Below are 20,953 nucleotides of genomic sequence, written 5' to 3' on the forward strand. Positions count from 1 at the left end.
ATATGGAGAACGAGTTAAGAATCTTGTCACCATAAGTCCAGCATATTTAGAATCCTCGTTCTCTCTAAAAGTGCGCCACTTTGTATATTGTGGACCTTCTAATAAACTTTTTAGATCTTGTATTGTTGGAAGTTCTGCATAATTATCAAGCCCAAAAAAGCTTGCATCTACAGATGTTAAAAATGGAGAATGACTCATAGCAGCAATTGATGACATTTTGAATAAAAAATTCATATCGGGACTTGATGCATTTAGCGCATAATCACCGATTATTGCTCCTATGGGTTCTCCTCCAAATTGTCCATATTCGGCAGAATAAATCTTTTGTTTGTGTAGGAATGTGGTTTCCTTTTTATTTCATTAAATCTAGTATCAATTTTACTTATGCTTTTTTGTATATCTTTTTCATTTAAAAATGAGGCTAACTCTACCATAATCGTGTTTATATCTAAGGTTTCTTGTTTGTTTGGTAAGATGGGCGATATGGCATTATGGAAAGCTTCTTGCGTTATCCCCTTAATGTTACCCTCTTCTTTCTTGCTATTGCACTCCAGTGCTATTTGTGTTCTTTTATCTAATGTAAAAATATATTTTGATTGCGATGCAACTTCTTTTTGATTAAAAAATATTTGCGAGGCTAATTGTAAGTCTGCTACTTGCATTTGTATAACATTTGTTAGCCTGTATTGATTGAGATCTTGTGGCTTTAAAACTTCAAGTGTTATAGTAGAGTTGTAGCCTATGTGTGTTGGTGATAGAAATTTTGATTTATTTTGGATATTAAGGCGATTACTCATTTGTGTTTCCCGTATCATTTTCATCTATCTTTTCAAATTTAAGATTTTTAATATGATTTATCAAGAGAATCACAAAAAAGATAGAAATAACACCCACAATTGCTATCTTACCATAGAAAGCATCTATATCAAAATACCGGCGAAGCAAGATATACCCAAGAACACATACAATAACAAGTGGTATCGCAAGTATATATGATTTCTTATTATTCATTTTTGGTACCTTGTATTTTGTCTTACATTTTGGACATTCACACATAATATCATATTCATTTTCACCGGTGGAATCTAATGTTAACAAGTTTAACTTCTCACCGCATACTTCACATGCATGACACAACATTCTTAACTCCTTATTTCAAGTTCCATAATGATAACATATTATCTATGTTTCCACTTCAATTAATCATTACTATTACCTCACCTCCACCCTCACTCTCTCACACGCATTAGGTGCTAGTAATACTTTGCCTTGTATATTGAGTAAAGATATTTTTGTATTGTCCCCATTTTTTCCTTCCTCTATGTTACATTCCCTCATGTAATCTCTGCCTAAATCTATAAATCTCCCATAACCATAACCTAATTCTTCTTTCTCTCTTTGTTCTTTTAAAAGTTTATTTATGAATTTAGGCATAGTTTTTGGCACAATAAGCAAGTATTCATAAATTGTGTAGGCAATTCTTAGAGTAAGGATTCTATAACTAAAGAATATAGGATTATATATCTTGCTTATATCTTGTAGTATTGGCGTAAGAGTAGGATTAGAATCTAGTCTAGCATAATCTACATTTTTAGATAATGGAGGTAGTGTTATCTCTAATGTATCATTTGGCGTATAAAAGCCACTTTGTGAAGAAATGTATTGTTCTTTAGATTCTCTATTTTCATAAGTGCTTGGTGTGAAGTAATATTCCTCTAAATCTCTATAAGGGGTAATAAGAGTGAAAGAGGGAATAGCAATATCTATTTGAGAATCTAGGACTTCTTTACTTATATCTTTAGTATGAGTGGGCTTAGGCGAGTGTATCTTAAAGGTATTAGGCTTAGGTGTAGCAATAAGAGGGAATCCTTTATCGCTAAAGACATTGCTATTAACTAAATCTTGCATTATGGGGTAGTCATAGCTTTATTATCTATATTATCTAAAGCCTTTACATCTATAATAGATTTTAAATTTGCTATGCCACCAAATAAGCCCGGCTCATTTAATGTAGCAATCAGCCAATTCTTACTTGTAAATTAATGCCATAACCTGATGGTTAAATATCCACTATTGTCGCTTTTTGCTCTATCATTATATGGGGATTTCTTAAAATCTTCACTCACTAATATAATCTTTAATGCTTCTTTTTCGTATTCAATATTTTTTGTTGTATCAAACATCATCTTGCCTTAATTTTATTTTCAATAAGTGCATTTAATATCTCTTTTGTTGCCTTCTAGGAGATAAATGCGCGTTGTTGGATACATAGAATCGTTATCATAAAAAATCTCTTATTATAGAGAACAACATAGGTTTTCCATTGAAACTCCATGACCCCGTAGATAAATAGCTAAGTAAAGGATACTCCGCATCAGCAAATTCTAATCGCTGTGAGTTTTTATTGCTTGGCAAGGCATAAGTAGTGAATGCCATGTAGGGCAATTCATTAAACATCGCAACCTTATAGCTCATTTTTTCTCCACTCAAATGCAAATCATCGCCATACATTCTATCACTTGATTTTGTGTCTAATTTACCATTTCTATATATCCAAAGCGCACTAAAATACTCCCCCCCCCCCCCTGTGAGAATCGCATCTTCTAGCACACCATCATTATCAAAATCAATCTGTCCTTTATAGCTTCGAGGAAAACTGATATAGAGGGATTTTCTCTGATGGCTTGTGCCATTTCTGCTTGTTTCATTTCTCCCCTTTGTGTGCAATAATCATAAAAGCCGCCATATTTAGCATTTGCTTCAAAAGCACAAAAGCCTATGCTAAATGGAGGCCTGATGGATTTGGGGGCTTCCTGCCATTTGTTCTCATTAAACCTATCTTTTCTTGCATACTTGCATAGTTCATTATTGTTTAAATCAAGCACTTCACCTAGAGTTTGCAACAGCGTAGAATTCTATCCTCATACAAATTTTGCAAATTATCAGATAAAGGCATTGTATTTGCTTCTTTGATAAATGCTATTTGAGAGTGCAATATGCTATTTAGCCTTTTGGTGTCATTTACTTTTTAAGCTCACTCCTAAGCTGTGTATAAATCTTGCTCATATATCTGTCTAGATTCTGTAGATCCCCACTCTCATCACTGCAAACAATCTTTTCTGCTTTTGTGGTTGCCTTAGCACAATCAAAGCTAGGTTTTTGCCTCATTGCTACTTTTTGCATTGACATCTTGAGGTATAAATAGAGTTGCAAACACCATGCTTAGTATAAATTTTTGCCCATTTTAGAATCTCTTTAGAATTATTGCGTATTTTAGCATTTTTATTAAATACTCATAGATTCTACTCATTCTTTACCTACCCACCTTTTACTACAAGCCCTTTAGAATCTATTATGACTTCTATTCCACCTGCTTTTATTGTAACAGAATCCCTCTCAGTTGTGATAACAGATTCTCCTACTTTGTGAGCGATTTAGTTTCCAGCAGTTGCGGTAATATCGCTTTGTGCTTCTATGTTTGTATGGTTAGAAGTAAAAGCAGGTGTTTCTCGTGATTCAAATGAGCTAGATTCTTGTGTAGAGAAAAATATATTGTCTTGTGATTGTAGCAATGTTTTGTCTTGTTTCTTTATCTCTAAAAAATATAAGTCAGTATAAAAGCCACCACTACACATAACAATACAATGAATCTAAATTGCAAATGAATAAGCAGGGATACGCTTACTGCGACAATAACAACAAGAATAAGCGGAATGCGTAGCATTGTAGGTATCACTTCATTTTTGTTAAAACCAAAGGCATTGCACAACATTTCGTATTTATATTCCACTTTATGTTTATAAAAAAGTCCAGAAATGTAATGAATTTTCCATTGAGATTCTAAGCCCCTTTTCATCACTTCTTAATCGAAGCTACTTTAATCATCATAAAATATCCAACGACTCATTGTATGCATACAATAATACGCAATGGCAGGAAAGATAGAATTTAAAAACTCCCTGCAAACAAAGTTCAAAAAGCAAATAGCAATCAAAGCTGTGTTCTGAAACATAGAATCTAAAAAAAATAAAACCTGCATTTACTCATAATAGTCTTCTATTTCTTTTACTATAAGGTTGCCATCATCTGTTCTTTGGGCAGTGTATTTTATCTCTTTCTCTTCTGCTGCCATTTCTTCTGCACCCCTAGACATCTCTTCTTTAAATTCTTTTGCCTTTTTCTTTGCCTCGTTTATTATCTTCTCTTTTTGTGCCTTAGACATATTATCGCTGATCTTGTTTTTTTCAGCAGTTCTTATAAAAATTTCTTCAATGTTTTTCTCTGTTAGCTCCTCGCCGGACTTAAACTCTAAAGTATCTTTAAGTTCTACTCTGCCTATTAGATACATAAAATCTTTTGCCGCATTGACATCGATTTTCACATGTGCTTTACAAGTAACCTTTTTTCTTGTGTCATTCACTTCATCTGTAATGAAATTTTGAAATTTCATGCCTTTTACGATTTTTTCCAGTCCTATGTCCCTAGTAAATGGAGTATCTTCCATGTGTGATTTTAAAATTTCGGTAAGTTTTTCTTGCACATCTTTATCGCCGCATTTTGGTGTGCTTGTATTATTTTCACACGCTACAAAAGCAAACACGCAAGCTGCACTTATAACACTAAGTGAAATCTTTTTTCTAAAACTCATACTAACTTCTCCCATAATGTATTCAGTCTTATTACAAACAATAAAACGCAAAAGGATTTTACAAAAAAAAAAAAACAAATCAAGTAAAAGATTAAGCCTAGTATCTATTTTCGCACAGATCGATAACTCTGCCATGTGGCGATAAGATTCTTACAAAAGTTACTTTCATTATGTGGATAGATAATAATGTCATCTTGTGTCAGTAGCAAACAGAGTTTAGAATCTGTAAAAATGGGTAGCACATAAGGGGAATTGTGCCGTTGTAAGCTAGATTGCAAATAAGCTAACCATGATATAAAGGTGGTTTGTATGCACTTCTTTTGTGCTGGATAGTGCGTATTTCCTGCTTTGCACTGCATAATAGCTGTGGGATTTGTAGGCTCAAAAGGTGTAAAGGAAAAGTGTTTTTGCATGGTTTTTACATTGCTATGCTTTTGCTGTGTGTATAAGATCTTATTGCTAGCTTTTAGCGTAGAATCTGGGAATTGCCTTGACATTACATGCAATATGGAATTGCTTTGAAATTTTTCCATATATTTGGCATATAAGATTCTATAAAATAAAAAAGAGTATAGGGAATCTGGCAATACATATTGTGTTGTTTCAGTGATTTTTTGTGTTTCTTTGCTAGTTTGTGTGGCATAGGTGTATTTTTGTGTGAGATATAAAAGGTTGTGTGCTAATACAATGTTATTGAGATTCTCATAGCTTTCATTTTCAAGTTCTTCTATCTCTGCGGCTATATTTGCTACAAAACTTGCACTTAAGATATGATTGCTAAACTCAATATCACTTGCAAAGGCTTCCCATGGGGCAACTATTAAGCCTCTTTCCTGTAAGAATAAAAACTCTCTAAATAAGTCTTGTGCAAAGAGTGTAAAGCTAACAGATTGCAAAAGTTTATCTTGTGGAATGCGTTTATCATAATCTTGTATTTGACTTAAATCTGCAAAATAAAGCTTTGCAAACTGCTCGTATTCTTCTGCACCTTTTTTGCTTGATGATTGTTTGAGAATGGGTAGAAACCGCTCTTTATACCATTTATTACTTTCTGCTTTATTTGTGGCAAATGGTATGCTTGGCTGTTGTGCTTTAACTTGTGTTTTTATATCTTGTTTGGGTGGGACTTCCTTCTTAGCACAGGCACTAAAAAAGGCATATATAATACAAAATAGAATGTATAAAATAGGTTTTGGCTGTGCTAACTTCCCTATATTCATGATTTTTATTCTTTAATCACATAAGCACATTACGCACACTTAAGCATTCTGGTATGGCTTTTAAATCATCTAATAGCTGGGTAGATACCGCACTATCAACAAGTATTAAGGCTAATGCATTTCTTTCACTAGAATCTGTTTTTCTGCCGAGTCTAAAGTCCGCGATATTTACCTTATGCTTTGCGATTGTATGTCCTATGCTACCTATAACACCCGGGACATCGGTATTTCGCACAAGGATCATATTGCCATTGGGCTCTAAATCCATGCCAAAACCATTAATATTATTGAATCTTACAATATGTCCATCATAGATTGTGCCGCTTACACTCATGCTTTCTTTAGCAGTATTGAGAGTAATTTTTACAAGATTCTTATAAGGTCCTGCATTATGTTTGACTTCTACACTGCTTTGCACGCCCCTTTCAGTCGCAACAAATGGGGCATTTACATAATTGATTTTATCATCAAGGGAAGGTTTCAATGCTCCAACAAGTCCAAATGTCAAAAATGCGTCTTTGTATTTCTCAAGCTCAACGCCATTAATATACACATGCAATGCACTGATTGCCCCATCAATTGCTTGTGCGGCAAAATAGGCAAGCTTTTGTGTAAGCTCAAGGTATGCGATAATAGAATCTGGCATATCTTGCGTTTTTGTGGGGAGATTAAGTGCATTTGGAAAAGCTGATCCTCTTGCTGCTGAAATGGCGGCATGTGCAGCTTCTATTGCTATTTTTTCTTGACTTTCAAGCGTATTTGCTCCAATGTGTGGCGTTACATAAATATTGTCTAAATCTAAAAGTTTGTTATTTGTAGCAGGTTCAGAATCAAATACATCAAGTCCAGCCCATGCGATTTTTTTTGATTTTAATCCATCATAAAGGTCATTTTCATTATACAAGCCACCACGCGCACAATTGATGAGTATCACGCCATCTTTCATTTTTGCGATTTCTTTGCTTGTAATCATATTTGTAGTTTGCTTATTCTTTGGCGTATGGATAGTGATAATATCACAGGCTAGAATGTCATCAAAATTCGTTGTATATTCTATACCTAAATCAAGCGCTTTATTTGGGTTAATGTATGGATCATAGGCGATTACTTGCATGTCAAAGGCTTTTGCACGGATTCCAACACGGCTGCCGATATTGCCAAAGCCAATCACACCTAGCTTTTTATCCTTTAACTCAATACCATACCAATCTTCTCTCTTCCATTTACGCTCGACTTTTAGCTGTGTATGTGCGCTTGGGAATCTGCGGATAGCACTTAAGAGATGTGTCATTGTGAGTTCTACTGCGGCAATAGTATTTGCAGTAGGCACATTCATAACCACAACACCTCTGTAAGAACACGCATCAATATCGACATTATCCACACCCACGCCAGCACGCACGATAGCTTTCAGCTTTTTAGAATCTTTATATGCAGATTCCAAAAGCTTTTCATTAACTCCAGTTGAGCTTCTAGTGATAAGCACATCGGCTTTATGTAAATGTGTGAGTAGCTCATCTTTTGGTAAATGGGCTAGATTCTCCATAGAAATATCATCTTGTGTGCTTAGAATCTTTAAGCCTTCATCATGAATATGATCGCATACTATAATATGTTTTTTCATGTCATTCCTTTAAAATCATTGAGATAGAATCTATTTTTTCAAACTAATTTCATACTCTATACCATAATACTTAAAATCATTTAGAATCATTTCTCGTTGCGCTTCATTTGGCATAAATAGTAATAAGTCAAGCGTATCTTTATGCTTAAAATAAGAAAAGTCAATATGCTTTTGTCGTAAAATCTCATTCAAACAAAAAAACTTATAGTCATCAAGGTTTTTTACTAGCACCTTTGTATAATCTGTCTTTAAGTCTTCATAGCGTTTGACTTCGATATTAATATCTAGCACATTTGAAGGAAACTGATAAGTAGTGGCAATTGCTTTTTCATTTGCATTGCTAATCCATACATCATCTTGTATGGTTTCCATTTTTGGGATATTTTTTATTACCTGCTTTTGTGGGATCTTGGCAACGGACTCTTCTACTTGCACATCAGCATTTTGCATTTTTTGATAAAACGCATATAAAACATAGCCACCACCAAGCACAACAATAAGTATAAGCCCAGCAATTATGCCCCTTATCATTCAAAACCCTACACACAAAGATATTATTTTTTACCGAGATTCTTAAACTTATCGCCTAATGTATCGCCTAATGTAACTTTTTCATCAGAATTATAATCATTTAATTCTTGACGCTCTTTTTTCTTTTGTAATCTACGCACAGATAACCGCACACGATTTGCCTTTCTATCAACCTGCACTAATGCTCCCTTGATAGTATCGCCCACCTTAATGCTGTCTCTAGCAATATTGCCTAAATCTTCATTGCGAATAAGTGCGTCAATATTTTCATTCTCTACCTTGATAAATACACCAAAGTCTTTAATATCAATAACCTGCCCAGAAATCTCATCATCAATAGCGTATTTTTTTGCAAACTGCTCACTAGGCGATTCTACAAGATAGCGTCTATTAAGTGAAATTTTCTCATTGGCAGTATCAATCTTATCAATTTTTACTTCAATAGAATCTCCAACCTTAAACTCATCGGCACATTTCTTAGATTTATCCCAAAATGCGTCTTCATTATGTAATAGTCCATCAACAGAGCCAAGATTCACAAATGCACCAAAATTTGTAATAGTCGCAACCTTACCTTTTATCACATCGCCTACCTTATGCTCTTTTGTAAATCGCACAAAAGGTTTATCTTGTAGCTTCTTTAAACTTACTCGTAAGCGTCTATTATCAGGATCAATCTCTATAACCTCAACATTAATCTCTTCGCCTACTTTTAAGCAATCGCTAGGTTGTTTAATGTTCTTATCCCACGACATTTCAGAGATATGCAAAAAGCCCTCAACATCATTGCCTAAATCTACAAACGCACCATAATCTTCAATATTACTTACCGTAACGCGTATAACATAGCCAACTTTAATCTCATCTTTAATCTCTTTCCATGGGTCATCAAAAAGAGCGCGTATAGAAAGTGATAGCCTATTTTTCTCTTCATTATATTCAAGTGGTTTTACTTGCACTTTATCGCCGACTTTGTAGTGCTTTTCAGGATTCACAGGTCCCCTATGACTAATCTCTGTAAAATGCACGAGTCCATCAACAGAACCTATCTCAACAAATAAACCAAATTTTGTAACATTCTTTACGACACCTTCATAAGCCAAACCACTATCAAGAATCTTTTTTGCATTCTCTTTTTGTGCGGCAGTATGTGTGTCAAGATAACGCTTTCTTGAAATTACAATGGAGTTGCCATTTGGTCGTATATCAACTATACAAGCTTTTATGGGCTTTCCAACCACTTTAGAATCATCTTTATCACGGCTTAGGGCTGAATAATGCCTTGGCATGAAATATTCAACACCATTTGCAGATTCTACAATATAGCCACCTTTATTTTTCCCTCGTATTACACCCTCTACCACTTTATCCTTATAATCAGTGCCAAGAGCCTTGATCTCATTTACAACTTTTTCATACTTAATGGCTTTTTTGTAAGATATTCTAAGACCACCTTTTTTTGACACATGCACAAGAATGCTATCGCCTTGCTTAAACAAAAGATTCCCATTAGAATCTTTTATCTCATCGATACTCATGCGACCTTCTTTTTTGTCTTGCACATCAATCATAACGCTTTCATCATCAATCTTTACGATTTTTCCTTCTCTCAAGACATTATCTTCAGATTGTTCTGAACGGCTTAACATTGTTGCAAAATCTTCTCCTTCATTTGGAAACATTTCATCGATTTTTTCTGGACTAATTTTCATCGGATACCTTTTTTGAAATCTATAGATTTTGTTATTTTAGTATATTTTCAGTGAAAATGCGATAAAAATCTACAAAAAACGACTTTTTTAAAATAGAGTTATTGCAAAGTTTTACGCAAATTTGATTTAAATATTGTTTTATGCTATTTCATAACATTCTAAATTTTGTTAATTTTATATTAGAATATAACATTTTAATATAAGGTTATATTATGATTATTATTCCAGCACGACTTGCTAGCTCAAGATTTCCAAATAAGATTTTATGTGATATAGGCGGTGCGCCCATGTTTATTAAAAGCGCACAAAACGCACAAGTAATCGATGAAGTCGTCCTAGCCCTAGATTCTACTGAAACATACAATATCGCAAAGCAGTATAAGATAAAGGCAGTCCTAACTCACCCAGACATTCCAAATGGCAGTCTCCGTGTGCTTGAAGCTGCTAGAATCTTGGGGCTAAATGATGATTGCATGATTATAAATCTACAAGCAGATGAGCCATTTTTAGAACACCATGTGATACAAGCGTTAAAAGATTGTATGCAGCCTGATATTTTTATGGCAACTTGTGCAAAGAGCATAACGGCTGAGCAAGCACAAAATCCGAATCTAGTAAAAGTGATAACCAATCACTTACAACATGCTATATATTTCTCTCGCACAGCGATACCATTTTGCAGAGATTGCAATGAATCTATACCTATAAATTATCTAGGGCATTTAGGCTTGTATGGATTCTTTAAAGCAACACTTGAAGAATACGCAAATTTGCCAGAAACAAAGCTAGAACAAATTGAAAAGCTAGAACAACTTCGTGCAATTTACCACAACAAACCCATTAAAATTGCGCATGTAGAGAGTGAAAGCATAGGCATTGACACAGAAGAAGATTTGGAAAATGCAAGAAATAAGTATGGGTTTTAAGAAGTTTTAATGACTGATTTAATTTTCCATAGCAATACATTGTTGCTTGATGTTTTAAACTTTTAAATACCGACTTTATTTGGCGTTCAAGCACTATAGAAAACTTACATAAAGTCCATATTGTTGCAATCTGCCAAATTCTAAAATTGTCATGTTGGGCTTAGTAAAATTCCGTATAAAGATTTTATCCCCTTTTAACTCTATTTAGCTTTGAATTTGCTTTTGCTGCAAATCTCTAGGGTTAAGCAAAATTACCATGGTAATGGGATTATACAACAATATGATACATACAAGGAACATGTAGTTTTATATGCCTTTAAGCAAACATACTTTAATACACAGTGATGCTTTGCGTATCCTTTTTTAGAATATATTCAAAAATACACATAGGATTATACAAGATTCAGTGGCAGTAAAAGAGCATTATAGCATATTAAGCACATTATAAAGCAACTTGTTATAAACCCTTTAATAAGGCTTTTATGTGCTCGTGTGTTTATTGTGTGTGATTAAGTGTTTTTTGTGGATTGAGAAGTTAAAAAGTGTTATTGGGTTAATAAGGGAAGTGTAAAGACCAAGCCGATGTCGTAAATTCCTGTAAAGTCGTGCAAGAGACAACACAGCTAAACAAGAATCTAAGAATCTATTACAACACCCTAAACTCTTCAGGGTGATCGAGTGCATAGCGGAATTTTTCCATATCTACTCTTTTATCCCAAATGCTTACAATCATACATGCAACAGCATTACCGCATAGATTCCCAACGCTACGCATTTCGCTTAAAAATTTATCAATGCCAAGTATTGCCGCAACGGTTACTGCGGGGATTAAGTGCGAGCCATCAGAGGTGGTTAGAGCTGATAGTGTCCCTGCAAGTACGATAAAGCCACTGCCTGTAACGCCCACTGCACCTTTAGAAGATACCATTAAAATGATGATTAGCGTAATGGTTTGCTCCAGTGTCAATGGAATATCAAAGGCTTGTCCTAAGAAAATAACTGCAAGGCTTAGATAGATATTTGTCGCATCAAGGTTAAAACTATATCCAGTTGGAATCACTAAGCCTACCGAAGCCTTTTGTATCCCTGCCTTTTCAAGCTTACGCATAAGGGGTGCTAGGGCTGTTTCACTGCTTGAGGTCGCAAAGACAACAAGCACTTCGCGGTAGATAAATCGCATGAATTTAAAGATATTCACACGCGCCATTGCCGCGATAATGCCTAGCACACCAAAGATAAACACAATTACAGCGAGTGCCATAGTTACAAGTAATAATGCCATACCACTAATTGAGCTAAAGCCAAACTTTGCAATCAAAAATGCCATCGCACCAAATGTTGCTAATGGGCTATACCAAATCAAAATTGTAAGCACTTTAAAAAATGTCTCTTGCATACTTTCAAAATACTTTAGGGCTGCTTCTTTGAAATTCTTACTTGTAAAAGATAGAGCGATAGCGATTAAAACCGCCATAACAAGCACTTGCAATGTTTTACCCTCCACAAATGGCGTGATGGGGTCATGCGGTATCGCACTCATTAGGATATTATAGAGTTCTCCACCTGCACTTTGCTGCTCCTTAGCACCCGCCTCTATATAGCCTTGCACACTTGCTGCATCAAGACTTGCAATATCAAGGTGCATACCATGTCCGGGCTTAATAATCTCACCAAAAAATACACCGATAATAAGGGCAAATGTGCTGACGACTTCAAAATAAATAACGGTTTTAAAGCCAAGTGAGCCAAGCGTCTTAAGATCTTCTAGTCGTATGATACCAGTAATGATTGTAAGGAATATGATAGGACCCATGAGTAATTTTAGCCCTTTTATAAAGGGGTCAATGGTGTATTCCTTAGAATGCACGGAAAAATCATAGAAAAACTGCGTAAAAACAGAGGGGTTGTCTGGACTATGAAAGCTTCCTATTGTCCCAAAAAGCACACCTAAAAACAAGCCTATAAATACCCAGAATACTAAACTTTTTGCAAGTTTTTTATTTAAAGGCTGTTTCTTTTTGTAGATTTGTGTATTGTTATTTACCATTTAGACCACCCTTTACATGTTTTTTGCATTATAAAGCTTATAAAACCACAAAATACAGATAAAGTAAATAAAAATTATCAGCTTCTAAGCATAAATGTGTAAATAAGTGTAAAATTGTAACATATTTGATCTGTTGAAATATGCGTGATGTCAATTTATGGAATCTTATTTACTTTTATCATAAAGTCATGACAAAGAGACATAACAAATACACAAAGATTCTATAAAATTTGTCTTTTGTAAAAGTGCTACAATCGGTTAAAATTAAGGGGAAGTTTATGCAAATGGATATTAAACATGATGGGGAAAGTATGGAATCTAGCGAAGAGAAAGATTCTATAAAATCTAAGAATATGAAATCTAGCAAGGAAGTAAAACAAATAGAAACTAAATCAGCACCAACAAATATCAAAAAAGATTCTATAGATTCTAATATCACAATAAAATCGAGTTGGAAAATAGAATCTAATGAAGCGAGGTTAGAGAAAGATTCTAAAGATTCTGTGAAATCTAATATGAATACAGAATCTTTGGTAAATACAAATACAGAATGCGATACGAAACAAAGCAAAACTACAGAATCTAGCACAAACAAAATGGGCTTTATAGAATCTTATTTTTTCTATCCAAGTTTTTGGCATAAGATTCTAGCTTTTGCCTTGCTGCCATTTTCATGTATATATGCCCTTATTACGCTGTATAAAAAGTGCTTTACAAAGAAAAGAAACTTTAATGTAAAGATTCTAAGCATAGGCAATCTTGTGAGTGGTGGGAGCGGTAAAACACCTTTTTGCATTGCATTAACAAACTATCTACAAACAAAAGGATACACAGATATTTATGTGGTATTGCGGGGCTATAAGCGAAAATCTAAAGGCTTAATACAAGTAAGCAGTAATGGAGCGATATTAGTCAATGTAGCACAAAGTGGCGATGAAGCCATGCTTATTGCCATGCAAACAAAAGCTAGTGTGATAGTGAGTGAAAGCCGCATAAAAGCATTAGAATATATACAAACAAAAGATTCTAAACATAGCATAGTGATACTAGATGATGCGTATAGGTTTAATTTTAATAAGTTTGATATTTTATTGGAGCCAAAGCTAAAGCCTTATTTTCCCTTTGTGTTGCCGAGTGGATATTACCGCTTTCCAGAATCTTTTTATAAAAAATGTGATTTACATTTAAAAGAAGATAGAGATTACAAGCGAAGTGTGAGTATATTGTATGCAAAGGATTCTATACAAGATTCTAGCACAGAAACTACATATATCCTAGCCGCTGCGATAGCAAATCCCAGTCGCTTAAAGCCCTATTTACCAGAAAATATTGTATATGAATACTACTTAGCAGATCACGCCGAATTTGATTGCAATACATTAAAAACACTTTTAGAAAAATATCATGCAACACATATTTTAATGACACAAAAAGACTATGTAAAATGTCTAGATTTTAATCTACCTTTTGCCTTACTTATGCTTGATATAAAGATAGAATCTAGTGCCCTAAAAAGTATAGAATCTTTTCTTAACATAGAATCTTTTTTGGTAAAGCAAGGCTAGATTCTAAAAAATGGCGTTGTTTATCAAGTATTAGCTATAATTAAGGCTTTGTAATTGCGAGTTTGCTTTAAGGTAAAAGGCGGAATATGATTTTAGAACATGAGATTCCAGAAGGCAGTAAGCTACATTTTGGGCTATCAGCAGCACTTAAAAGAAAGGTTGAAAATCTAAGTGTGAATCTTTTTTATAAGCATGGTTTTGAAGAGATTGTAAGTCCTACTTTTGTTTATCAAGAACACCAAAAAAGCTTTTTAAACAGAGATGTAATCCAGCTAAGCAGTGAGAAAAATCATCAAATAGCAATGCGAAATGATAGCACCATTGATGTCGTGCGGATTATCACAAAGCGGCTTGGTCGTAGCACTACGCAGAAAAAGTGGTTTTATATCCAGCCTGTGTTTAGCTATCCTACAATAGAGCATAATCAAATCGGGGTAGAATGCCTCGATGAGAGTGAATATCTAAAAATTTTAGAGCTTGGTATCTGTATCTTTAAAGAGCTAGGCATTCAGCCGCTTTTACAAATCACAAACGCGAGTATTGCAAAGCTTTGTGCGGAGAATACAGAGCTAGAGTATAAGGACTTTGCGACATTAAATATTGAGAGATTACAAAAGATTGGCTTTCTTGCAAAGCTTTTGCAAGTCAATGATGTAGCAAGTCTTAAAGAATTTTTAGTAATATGCCCTAGCTTCTTACGCATTGAGATAGAAAGGCTTTTAGAGTTATGTTCTTCAAGCTATGAGAATCTTATATGCGCCCCGCTTTTGCCTGTGCCGGTTGAGTATTATGATGATTTATTTTTCCGCATGGTGCTTCAAAATTTCACATTTCTATCTGGGGGTATATCCTGCATTGATGAAGTAAAAAGCTGTGGTTTTGGAATCTATACAGATAATGTAGTGCATTATCTATTAAAGCAAAATAAAAAGGATATATAATGGCAGATGTTGTTGTCGGTGTGCAATGGGGCGATGAGGGTAAAGGTAAAGTCGTTGATAGATTCGCAAAAGATTATGACTATGTAGTAAGGTATCAAGGCGGACATAATGCAGGGCATACCATCGTAGTAAATGGTGTAAAATACGCCCTGCACTTAGTCCCAAGTGGTATCTTATATCCGCAATGTAAAAACATTATCGCTAATGGCGTAGTGATTGATTTAAATGCGTTATTACAAGAGTTAAAAGAGCTAAATAAAGCCCTAAATCCACAAGCAAGTGCTAATATAAGGCTTTTAGAAAATAGACTTTTTATCTCACATAAAGCGCATGTGATACTGCCCTATCATGTTATGCTTGATAACTTAGGCGAGAATAAACGCACAAAGACTATCGGCACAACGGGTAAAGGCATAGGACCCACTTACGCCGATAAAATCGCAAGGAATGGCATACAAATAGGCGATTTGCTTTGTGAAGAAAAGTTACGAGTAAAACTGCAAGCAAATTTTGAAAATTTAGCACATTTAAACCTCAACTTAGATTTAGAATCTTTAGTAAAAGAGCTATTAGACTATGCAAAAATCTTTGCTCCATTCATCACAGATACGACAAAGCTACTTTGGGATTCTATCGCACAGGGTAAAAAAATCATGCTAGAAGGCGCACAAGGCAGTATGCTAGATATAGACCATGGCACATACCCATTTGTAACAAGCTCAAATACAAGCATTGCAGGTTGTCTCTCTGGCACAGGCTTAAACACAAGGGATATAGATGAGGTAATAGGTATCACAAAGGCATATTGCACACGCGTTGGCAATGGTGCTTTTCCAACGGAATTGCACGATGAAACAGGCAAGTTATTAAGAAAGAAGGGCTTTGAGTTTGGCACGACAACAGGCAGAGAGAGACGATGCGGCTGGCTTGACTTAGTAGCGATTAAATACGCTGTAAGGCTTAATGGTTGCACGAAACTTGCCTTAATGAAAATCGATGTGCTTGATGGCTTTTCATCAGTGAAAGTGTGCGTTGGTTATGAATACAAGGGCGAAGTTATTGATTATGTGCCTTATGACTTAGATGTAAAGCCTATTTATAAAAGCTTTAAAGGCTGGGATAAAACGGCTGGGTTAAGGGACTTTGATAGCTTACCTAAGGAAGCAAAGGAATATATCGCTTTTATAGAATCTTTTGTAGATTGTAAAGTAGGCTTTATCTCTACAAGCCCAGAGAGAGATGATTTGATTGTGTGTGAATAGTTTATAATTGTGTAATAGTTGCATAAATAAATCGTTTTTGGCATAAAATCAAAAAATATTTATATTTATTAATAATTTTTTGATACAATAAAAGTTTTTAATCTTAAAAGAAAGTGGGTGATAACATGCCGGGAATTAAAGTAAAAGAAGTCGAAACTTTTGATGAAGCATACAGAAGATTCAAAAAACAAGCTGACAGAAATCTTATCGTAACAGAATGTCGCTCAAGAAGATTCTTTGAATCTGCAACAGAGCAACGCAAAAAACGAAAGATAAACGCTAAGAAAAAAATGTTGAAGCGACTTTATATGCTAAGACGCTATGAGTCTCGTCTGTAATAGACCTTGAGATAATATTTTAGCTAACTTCTTATATATTTGGGATGTGGTTTTGTTACCATTGCAAGATTCTTTCCCCTAGTTTTTCTCTAGATTCTAGGCTGAGTTTGCACATCTCAAATACTCTCTTTGTAGATTCTGTATTTGTATTGTCTTTCATTTCTTACATGCACCAATAGTTGTGGCATAAACTGATAATATTGTTTTATGGTGCGAAGATTCGGTTGTAACTCCATTTAGTGCATAGTGCAGTGTCTCATAATATTGCATTCGTATTTATTTTATTGCAAACAAATATAACATTTTACATAATCTTATCAAGGCATTCTCTGCCTTATGTTTGAGTTATATGCAGCTTAAACTATAATTAATCTACTTTTACAACTTTTATCTCTTGTTCTGTTTTGTAAATCCAAATCATATATCATTTAGAAAATGATATTGTAGAAATTCCAAAGTTTTTACATGACTTGGGACTTCCATGGAGTTTCGAGTAAAATGGACTGATTTGCGTTTTGGCTATTATGATTTTGTTTTGTTTGTAAGATTTTTATAATTGTTGGCAACTAATATATAGCTATGTGTCTATAGGCTACACCAATATATCTTCCGCATTTTAAAACAAGTAGGAATAAGAATCTGCGATTTCTAGGTTTCGCAAAAGCCTTTCTTTTTTGCATCGTGGAAGAAATATTGCAAAATGGGAATCTAAATCCTCTGCTAAATTTAATCAAAGAATTATGTATAGTAAATGTATTAAATGTTAAACAAAAATAAGTAAAAACAGAAAAATAAAGTTAGCCCATTTTATCTATTACCCACAAAAAACACTATATAGCATGTTTAATAATATGCTTCTCCTGATATTGGGGTATTTGTCTGCTTACCTTTTATTCTACTTGGGCTTGCTGGAGATATAGATTCTATAAAAAATACACGCAATTCTGAAAAACGGGGAAGAGGGGTCTCATAACCCCTATGTTAAGTTTATCTAATATGACGCAACAAAAATCGTAGCGACAATTTATACCCAAGTCGCAAAAACACTTTTCAATATTTTATTAATGCTCCTCAATTGGCACAAGTCGGCTTTCCATATTTTGTTCTGCCTCATAAGCCGCAATTATTTCTCGCACCCTCTCGCCCTCAATCACCTCTTTTTCAAGTAGCTCTTGTGCCATAGTCTCAATAGCACCGCGATAATCGCGTAAAGTTTGTTTGACATGTGTGTAATGCTCTTCAAGCTTTGTCTGGATAAAGGTATCCATTTTTTGTGCGGTTTCGTTGCTATATTCTCTTGAGTTACCACCGCCACCGCCAAGGAATCTATTTCTAGCAGTAAAGTCTTCAAGCACCATAAGCCCAGAAACATCAGTCATACCATAATATACCGCCATGTTTTTAAGAATGCCTGTCGCACGGCGTAAATCATCAGAAGCACCATTTGATATTTCTTCTAAAAAGACTTCTTCAGCACCCCTACCACCAAGCAATACATCAATGGTTGCTAACATTTCATGCTTTTGTTCTAAATGGCGATTTTCTTCAGGTGTGTGTAGCGTATAGCCCAACGCACCCATGCCACGCGGGATAATAGAGACTTTATTTACCCTATGCGCTCCTTTTGTAACCTCACCCATTAAAGCATGTCCGCTTTCATGATAAGCGACTATTTTTTTCTCTTTTGGTGAAAGTCTGCGGGATTTCTTCTCTAAGCCTATCATAGTTCGTTCCATCGCTTCTTTGAAATGCTTTTGTGAGACTTCTTTTTTATTCTCTCTACCTGCAAGTAATGCTGCTTCATTAATAATATTTGCTAAATCAGCACCTGCTAAACCAGCCGTAAATTTCGCGATTTCATTTAAATCCACATCTCTACTTAATTTCACACCTTTAATATGAACTTTTAGAATCTCAATACGCCCTTTAAAGTCCGGTGCATCAACTAATACTTGTCTATCAAATCTGCCCGGTCTAAGAAGTGCTGGATCAAGGATTTCAGGTCTGTTTGTAGCGGCTAAAACAATAACGGGTGCATTACTACCAAATCCATCCATTTCTGCTAAAAGCTGATTTAGCGTCTGCTCTCTTTCATCATTCCCACCGACAACAGACCCTGCCGCACGACTTTTCCCTATCGCATCAATCTCATCGATAAAGATAATACTTGGGGCTTCCTTTTTTGCCTTTTCAAATAAATCTCTCACACGACTTGCACCAAGCCCAACAAACATCTCAATAAAGCTACTACCACTCATTGAGAAAAAGGGGACATTCGCTTCCCCTGCGACAGCCTTTGCAAGTAAGGTTTTACCAGTCCCCGGAGGCCCTACAAGTAATACACCCTTTGGAATCTTCGCACCAACCGCTGCATATCTATCAGGGTATTTTAAGAAATCCACGACTTCCACAACCTCTTCTTTTGCTTCCTTGTTACCTGCCATATCATCAAATCGCACATTTGGTCGTTCTGCATTAATCAGCTTGTTTGCATTGCCTAACCCAAACATACCGCTACCCATATTGCGTTGTATGCGACTTGTTAAAAGCATCCAAAGTCCTATGAAAATAAACATAGGGAGTAACCAACCGATTAAATCTGTAAAAAAGTTTTGCTCACTAAATCCGCTATAGCTTACCTTATGTTCGTCTAAAAGCGGTACAAGCGTTGTATCTTGCACTTTTTTTGTTGTGTAATAGATAGTGGGATTGATAGTTTTACTCACACCTTTTACCATCGTTTGACCGATAGATACACTCTGAATCTGCCCGCTTTTAATAAGCTGCTTAAACTCTGAATATTCAATCGTTTGGCTAATGCTATTGCCACCTAATCTACCAAAAATACTAGAATCATCAGTAGAAAAAGACTTATATAAAATGATTGATACAATTCCAAGAATAATAAAAATAAAAACAGGATTTTTTGATATTGGCGGTTTGCCATTGTTTGAATCATTATTTGCCATTTTTTCCTCTTTTAAAAATACAAAATTACGCAATTATATTATTTTTTTATAAACTTGAAACATAACCATTCATCAATTTGCTTTTTTTCTAGTAGGGTTAGCTCTTTAAAACCTTCAAGTATTTTTGCTTCATGCTCTTGTAAAATGCCAGATAAAATTAAGATTCCATCTTGTTTGAGATAAAAGATTAAATCTTTTTTAAGCAGTAAAAGCACAGAGCTAACGATATTTGCACATATTACATCATAGCTTTTTGGCACTTCAAATTGCTTTAAACTCTGTAGGCTACCCTGCCATATTTCTTTGTATGAAAGGTTGTTTATCGCAAAGTTTTTCTTACTTTGATTGCAAGCTTCTATATCTGTATCACACGCATATATATTTGCGCACAGTTTTGCGGCAACAAGCGATAAAATGCCACTGCCACAACCTACATCAAGCATATTTTTATCTCTTAACTCCATCTCGCTAAGCAAGTCAATACACATAGCTGTTGTCGCATGGTGTCCGCTCCCAAAGCTAAGTGATGGATCAATGATTAGATTCTCATAATCCCTATTTTCTTCATGCCAACTTGGGCGGATATAGAATCTAGCGCATATAACAGGCTTTATACTTTGCTTGTATTCTGTAATCCAGTCTTTATTTTGACATAAGAAAATATTTGCATTGATTGTAATTTGTGGAATCTTGGGGGTATATTTTGGGCTATTTTTACAAAAAAATAAATGCTTTGTTTTTGCTCTTTTAAGTTTTTTATTTGCATGGGTTATGAGTTTTTTACTCAAAAAATTGCCCTTTTTCTCTTTGAGATTCTTTTGGGCTAGTCTCTCTTTTATTATAAAAGGGGTGTAAAAACTTTGCTTAAAATCATAATGACATGAATGCAGATTTTGTGTTTCTCTCTGCATTTTCATGATCTTTTTAGATGAAATAAGTGGTAGGTTATAAAGCATTATCTCATCTGTGTTTATATCAAAGCTTTTTGCTATCTCTTGTATTTTTATATGTATTTCTTGCAAAATAGATTCTATCTCACTTTGGGATTTATCTGTCCGCCAGATAAGCTTTTGTCCTTTAGAATCTAGTGACAGCATATTACTATCAAGCTGTTTTCCTTTTATTGTGTATGGCAATAGCTGATTATCATTCATTGGAATCCTTTTTCTA

At 34.8% G+C, this 20,953-nt stretch carries 23 protein-coding genes and 1 pseudogene; 6 read left to right on the forward strand and 18 right to left on the reverse strand.

All coding sequences use genetic code 11. The features are described 5' to 3' along the window. The 8 genes and pseudogenes from T368_RS12975 to T368_RS15255 all read right to left on the reverse strand — a co-directional run. Positions 1–327 (reverse strand): annotated as a pseudogene (locus T368_RS12975) (type VI secretion system contractile sheath domain-containing protein); the annotation flags it as partial. After that, the gene (locus T368_RS0101610) at positions 279–815 is read right to left on the reverse strand and encodes a hypothetical protein (protein WP_196218701.1); all 537 of its coding nucleotides are present in this window, start codon (positions 813–815) and stop codon (positions 279–281) included. The pseudogene T368_RS12975 and the gene T368_RS0101610, both read right to left, overlap by 49 nt. Then, entirely contained in the window at positions 790–1,140 is a 351-nt protein-coding gene (locus T368_RS0101615; RefSeq protein WP_004084237.1) for a hypothetical protein, read from the reverse strand. The genes T368_RS0101610 and T368_RS0101615 overlap by 26 nt, the downstream gene beginning before the upstream one ends. Before the next feature lie 72 nt (positions 1,141–1,212). Then, positions 1,213–1,908 carry a hypothetical protein gene (locus T368_RS0101620; protein WP_004084235.1) on the reverse strand — a complete coding sequence of 232 codons (696 nt, stop codon included), beginning with the start codon at positions 1,906–1,908 and terminating at the stop codon, positions 1,213–1,215. Between the two features lie 131 nt (positions 1,909–2,039). Then, entirely contained in the window at positions 2,040–2,183 is a 144-nt protein-coding gene (locus tag T368_RS15250; RefSeq protein WP_004084234.1) for a hypothetical protein, read from the reverse strand. Positions 2,184–2,280: 97 nt separating this feature from the next. After that, entirely contained in the window at positions 2,281–2,610 is a 330-nt protein-coding gene (locus tag T368_RS14400) for a hypothetical protein (protein WP_027338255.1), read from the reverse strand. Next, a complete protein-coding gene (locus T368_RS14405; protein ID WP_027338256.1) occupies positions 2,604–2,903 on the reverse strand; it encodes a hypothetical protein in 300 nt (99 codons plus the stop codon). The genes T368_RS14400 and T368_RS14405 overlap by 7 nt, the downstream gene beginning before the upstream one ends. 118 nt (positions 2,904–3,021) lie before the next feature. Further along, the gene (locus T368_RS15255; RefSeq protein WP_230455579.1) at positions 3,022–3,183 is read right to left on the reverse strand and encodes a lysozyme inhibitor LprI family protein; all 162 of its coding nucleotides are present in this window, start codon (positions 3,181–3,183) and stop codon (positions 3,022–3,024) included. A gap of 81 nt (positions 3,184–3,264) precedes the next feature. On the opposite strand from T368_RS15255, the gene T368_RS15260 reads away from it, so the two are divergent. After that, the gene (locus T368_RS15260; RefSeq protein WP_155116614.1) at positions 3,265–3,429 is read left to right on the forward strand and encodes a hypothetical protein; all 165 of its coding nucleotides are present in this window, start codon (positions 3,265–3,267) and stop codon (positions 3,427–3,429) included. Between the two features lie 5 nt (positions 3,430–3,434). Here T368_RS15260 and T368_RS0101650 read toward each other — a convergent pair whose 3' ends face one another. The 7 genes from T368_RS0101650 to T368_RS0101675 all read right to left on the reverse strand — a co-directional run bounded on the left by T368_RS0101650 (position 3,435) and on the right by T368_RS0101675 (position 9,729). Then, positions 3,435–3,572 (reverse strand): hypothetical protein, encoded by a 138-nt coding sequence (locus tag T368_RS0101650; protein WP_223808366.1) that lies wholly within the window; start codon positions 3,570–3,572, stop codon positions 3,435–3,437. 23 nt (positions 3,573–3,595) lie between these two features. Beyond that, positions 3,596–3,856 carry a hypothetical protein gene (locus T368_RS15265; RefSeq protein ID WP_138160727.1) on the reverse strand — a complete coding sequence of 87 codons (261 nt, stop codon included), beginning with the start codon at positions 3,854–3,856 and terminating at the stop codon, positions 3,596–3,598. Positions 3,857–4,039: 183 nt separating this feature from the next. Beyond that, positions 4,040–4,648: a hypothetical protein gene (locus T368_RS0101655; RefSeq protein ID WP_230455578.1), complete on the reverse strand. Its 609-nt coding sequence runs from the start codon at positions 4,646–4,648 to the stop codon at positions 4,040–4,042. Between the two features lie 104 nt (positions 4,649–4,752). After that, positions 4,753–5,868: a hypothetical protein gene (locus tag T368_RS0101660; RefSeq protein WP_004084226.1), complete on the reverse strand. Its 1,116-nt coding sequence runs from the start codon at positions 5,866–5,868 to the stop codon at positions 4,753–4,755. A gap of 16 nt (positions 5,869–5,884) precedes the next feature. Next, complete coding sequence (gene serA / locus T368_RS0101665; RefSeq protein WP_004084224.1) at positions 5,885–7,492, reverse strand: phosphoglycerate dehydrogenase; 1,608 nt, start codon at positions 7,490–7,492, stop codon at positions 5,885–5,887. A gap of 30 nt (positions 7,493–7,522) precedes the next feature. Then, complete coding sequence (locus T368_RS0101670) at positions 7,523–8,023, reverse strand: hypothetical protein (RefSeq protein WP_004084222.1); 501 nt, start codon at positions 8,021–8,023, stop codon at positions 7,523–7,525. Between the two features lie 23 nt (positions 8,024–8,046). After that, entirely contained in the window at positions 8,047–9,729 is a 1,683-nt protein-coding gene (locus T368_RS0101675) for a 30S ribosomal protein S1 (protein WP_372446106.1), read from the reverse strand. A gap of 218 nt (positions 9,730–9,947) precedes the next feature. On the opposite strand from T368_RS0101675, the gene kdsB reads away from it, so the two are divergent. Next, entirely contained in the window at positions 9,948–10,661 is a 714-nt protein-coding gene (kdsB, locus tag T368_RS0101680; protein ID WP_004084217.1) for a 3-deoxy-manno-octulosonate cytidylyltransferase, read from the forward strand. 646 nt (positions 10,662–11,307) lie between these two features. Here kdsB and T368_RS0101685 read toward each other — a convergent pair. Continuing rightward, positions 11,308–12,708, reverse strand: a complete 1,401-nt coding sequence (locus T368_RS0101685; RefSeq protein ID WP_004084207.1) for a cation:dicarboxylate symporter family transporter — start codon at positions 12,706–12,708, stop codon at positions 11,308–11,310. 278 nt (positions 12,709–12,986) lie between these two features. Between T368_RS0101685 and T368_RS0101690 the strand changes: the two genes are divergently transcribed. From T368_RS0101690 to rpsU, 4 genes are all read left to right on the forward strand, one after another. Next, positions 12,987–14,273 carry a tetraacyldisaccharide 4'-kinase gene (locus T368_RS0101690; RefSeq protein WP_004084205.1) on the forward strand — a complete coding sequence of 429 codons (1,287 nt, stop codon included), beginning with the start codon at positions 12,987–12,989 and terminating at the stop codon, positions 14,271–14,273. Positions 14,274–14,359: 86 nt separating this feature from the next. Continuing rightward, complete coding sequence (locus tag T368_RS0101695) at positions 14,360–15,214, forward strand: ATP phosphoribosyltransferase regulatory subunit (RefSeq protein WP_004084203.1); 855 nt, start codon at positions 14,360–14,362, stop codon at positions 15,212–15,214. Next, a complete protein-coding gene (locus T368_RS0101700) occupies positions 15,214–16,476 on the forward strand; it encodes an adenylosuccinate synthase (protein ID WP_004084201.1) in 1,263 nt (420 codons plus the stop codon). Before T368_RS0101695 ends, T368_RS0101700 begins: the two co-directional genes overlap by 1 nt. Positions 16,477–16,601: 125 nt before the next feature. Then, a complete protein-coding gene (rpsU, locus tag T368_RS0101705; protein WP_005219948.1) occupies positions 16,602–16,814 on the forward strand; it encodes a 30S ribosomal protein S21 in 213 nt (70 codons plus the stop codon). A 1,061-nt stretch (positions 16,815–17,875) separates the two neighbouring features. Here the strand turns inward: rpsU and ftsH are convergent. Beyond that, positions 17,876–19,783, reverse strand: coding sequence for an ATP-dependent zinc metalloprotease FtsH (gene ftsH, locus T368_RS0101710; RefSeq protein ID WP_004084199.1), 1,908 nt, complete (start codon positions 19,781–19,783; stop codon positions 17,876–17,878). Positions 19,784–19,821: 38 nt separating this feature from the next. Next, complete coding sequence (locus tag T368_RS14410) at positions 19,822–20,937, reverse strand: 50S ribosomal protein L11 methyltransferase (RefSeq protein WP_004084198.1); 1,116 nt, start codon at positions 20,935–20,937, stop codon at positions 19,822–19,824. Positions 20,938–20,953 lie beyond the last annotated feature (16 nt).

The organism is Helicobacter bilis ATCC 51630, assembly GCF_000686565.1.
Classification (GTDB): Bacteria; Campylobacterota; Campylobacteria; order Campylobacterales; family Helicobacteraceae; genus Helicobacter_A; species Helicobacter_A bilis.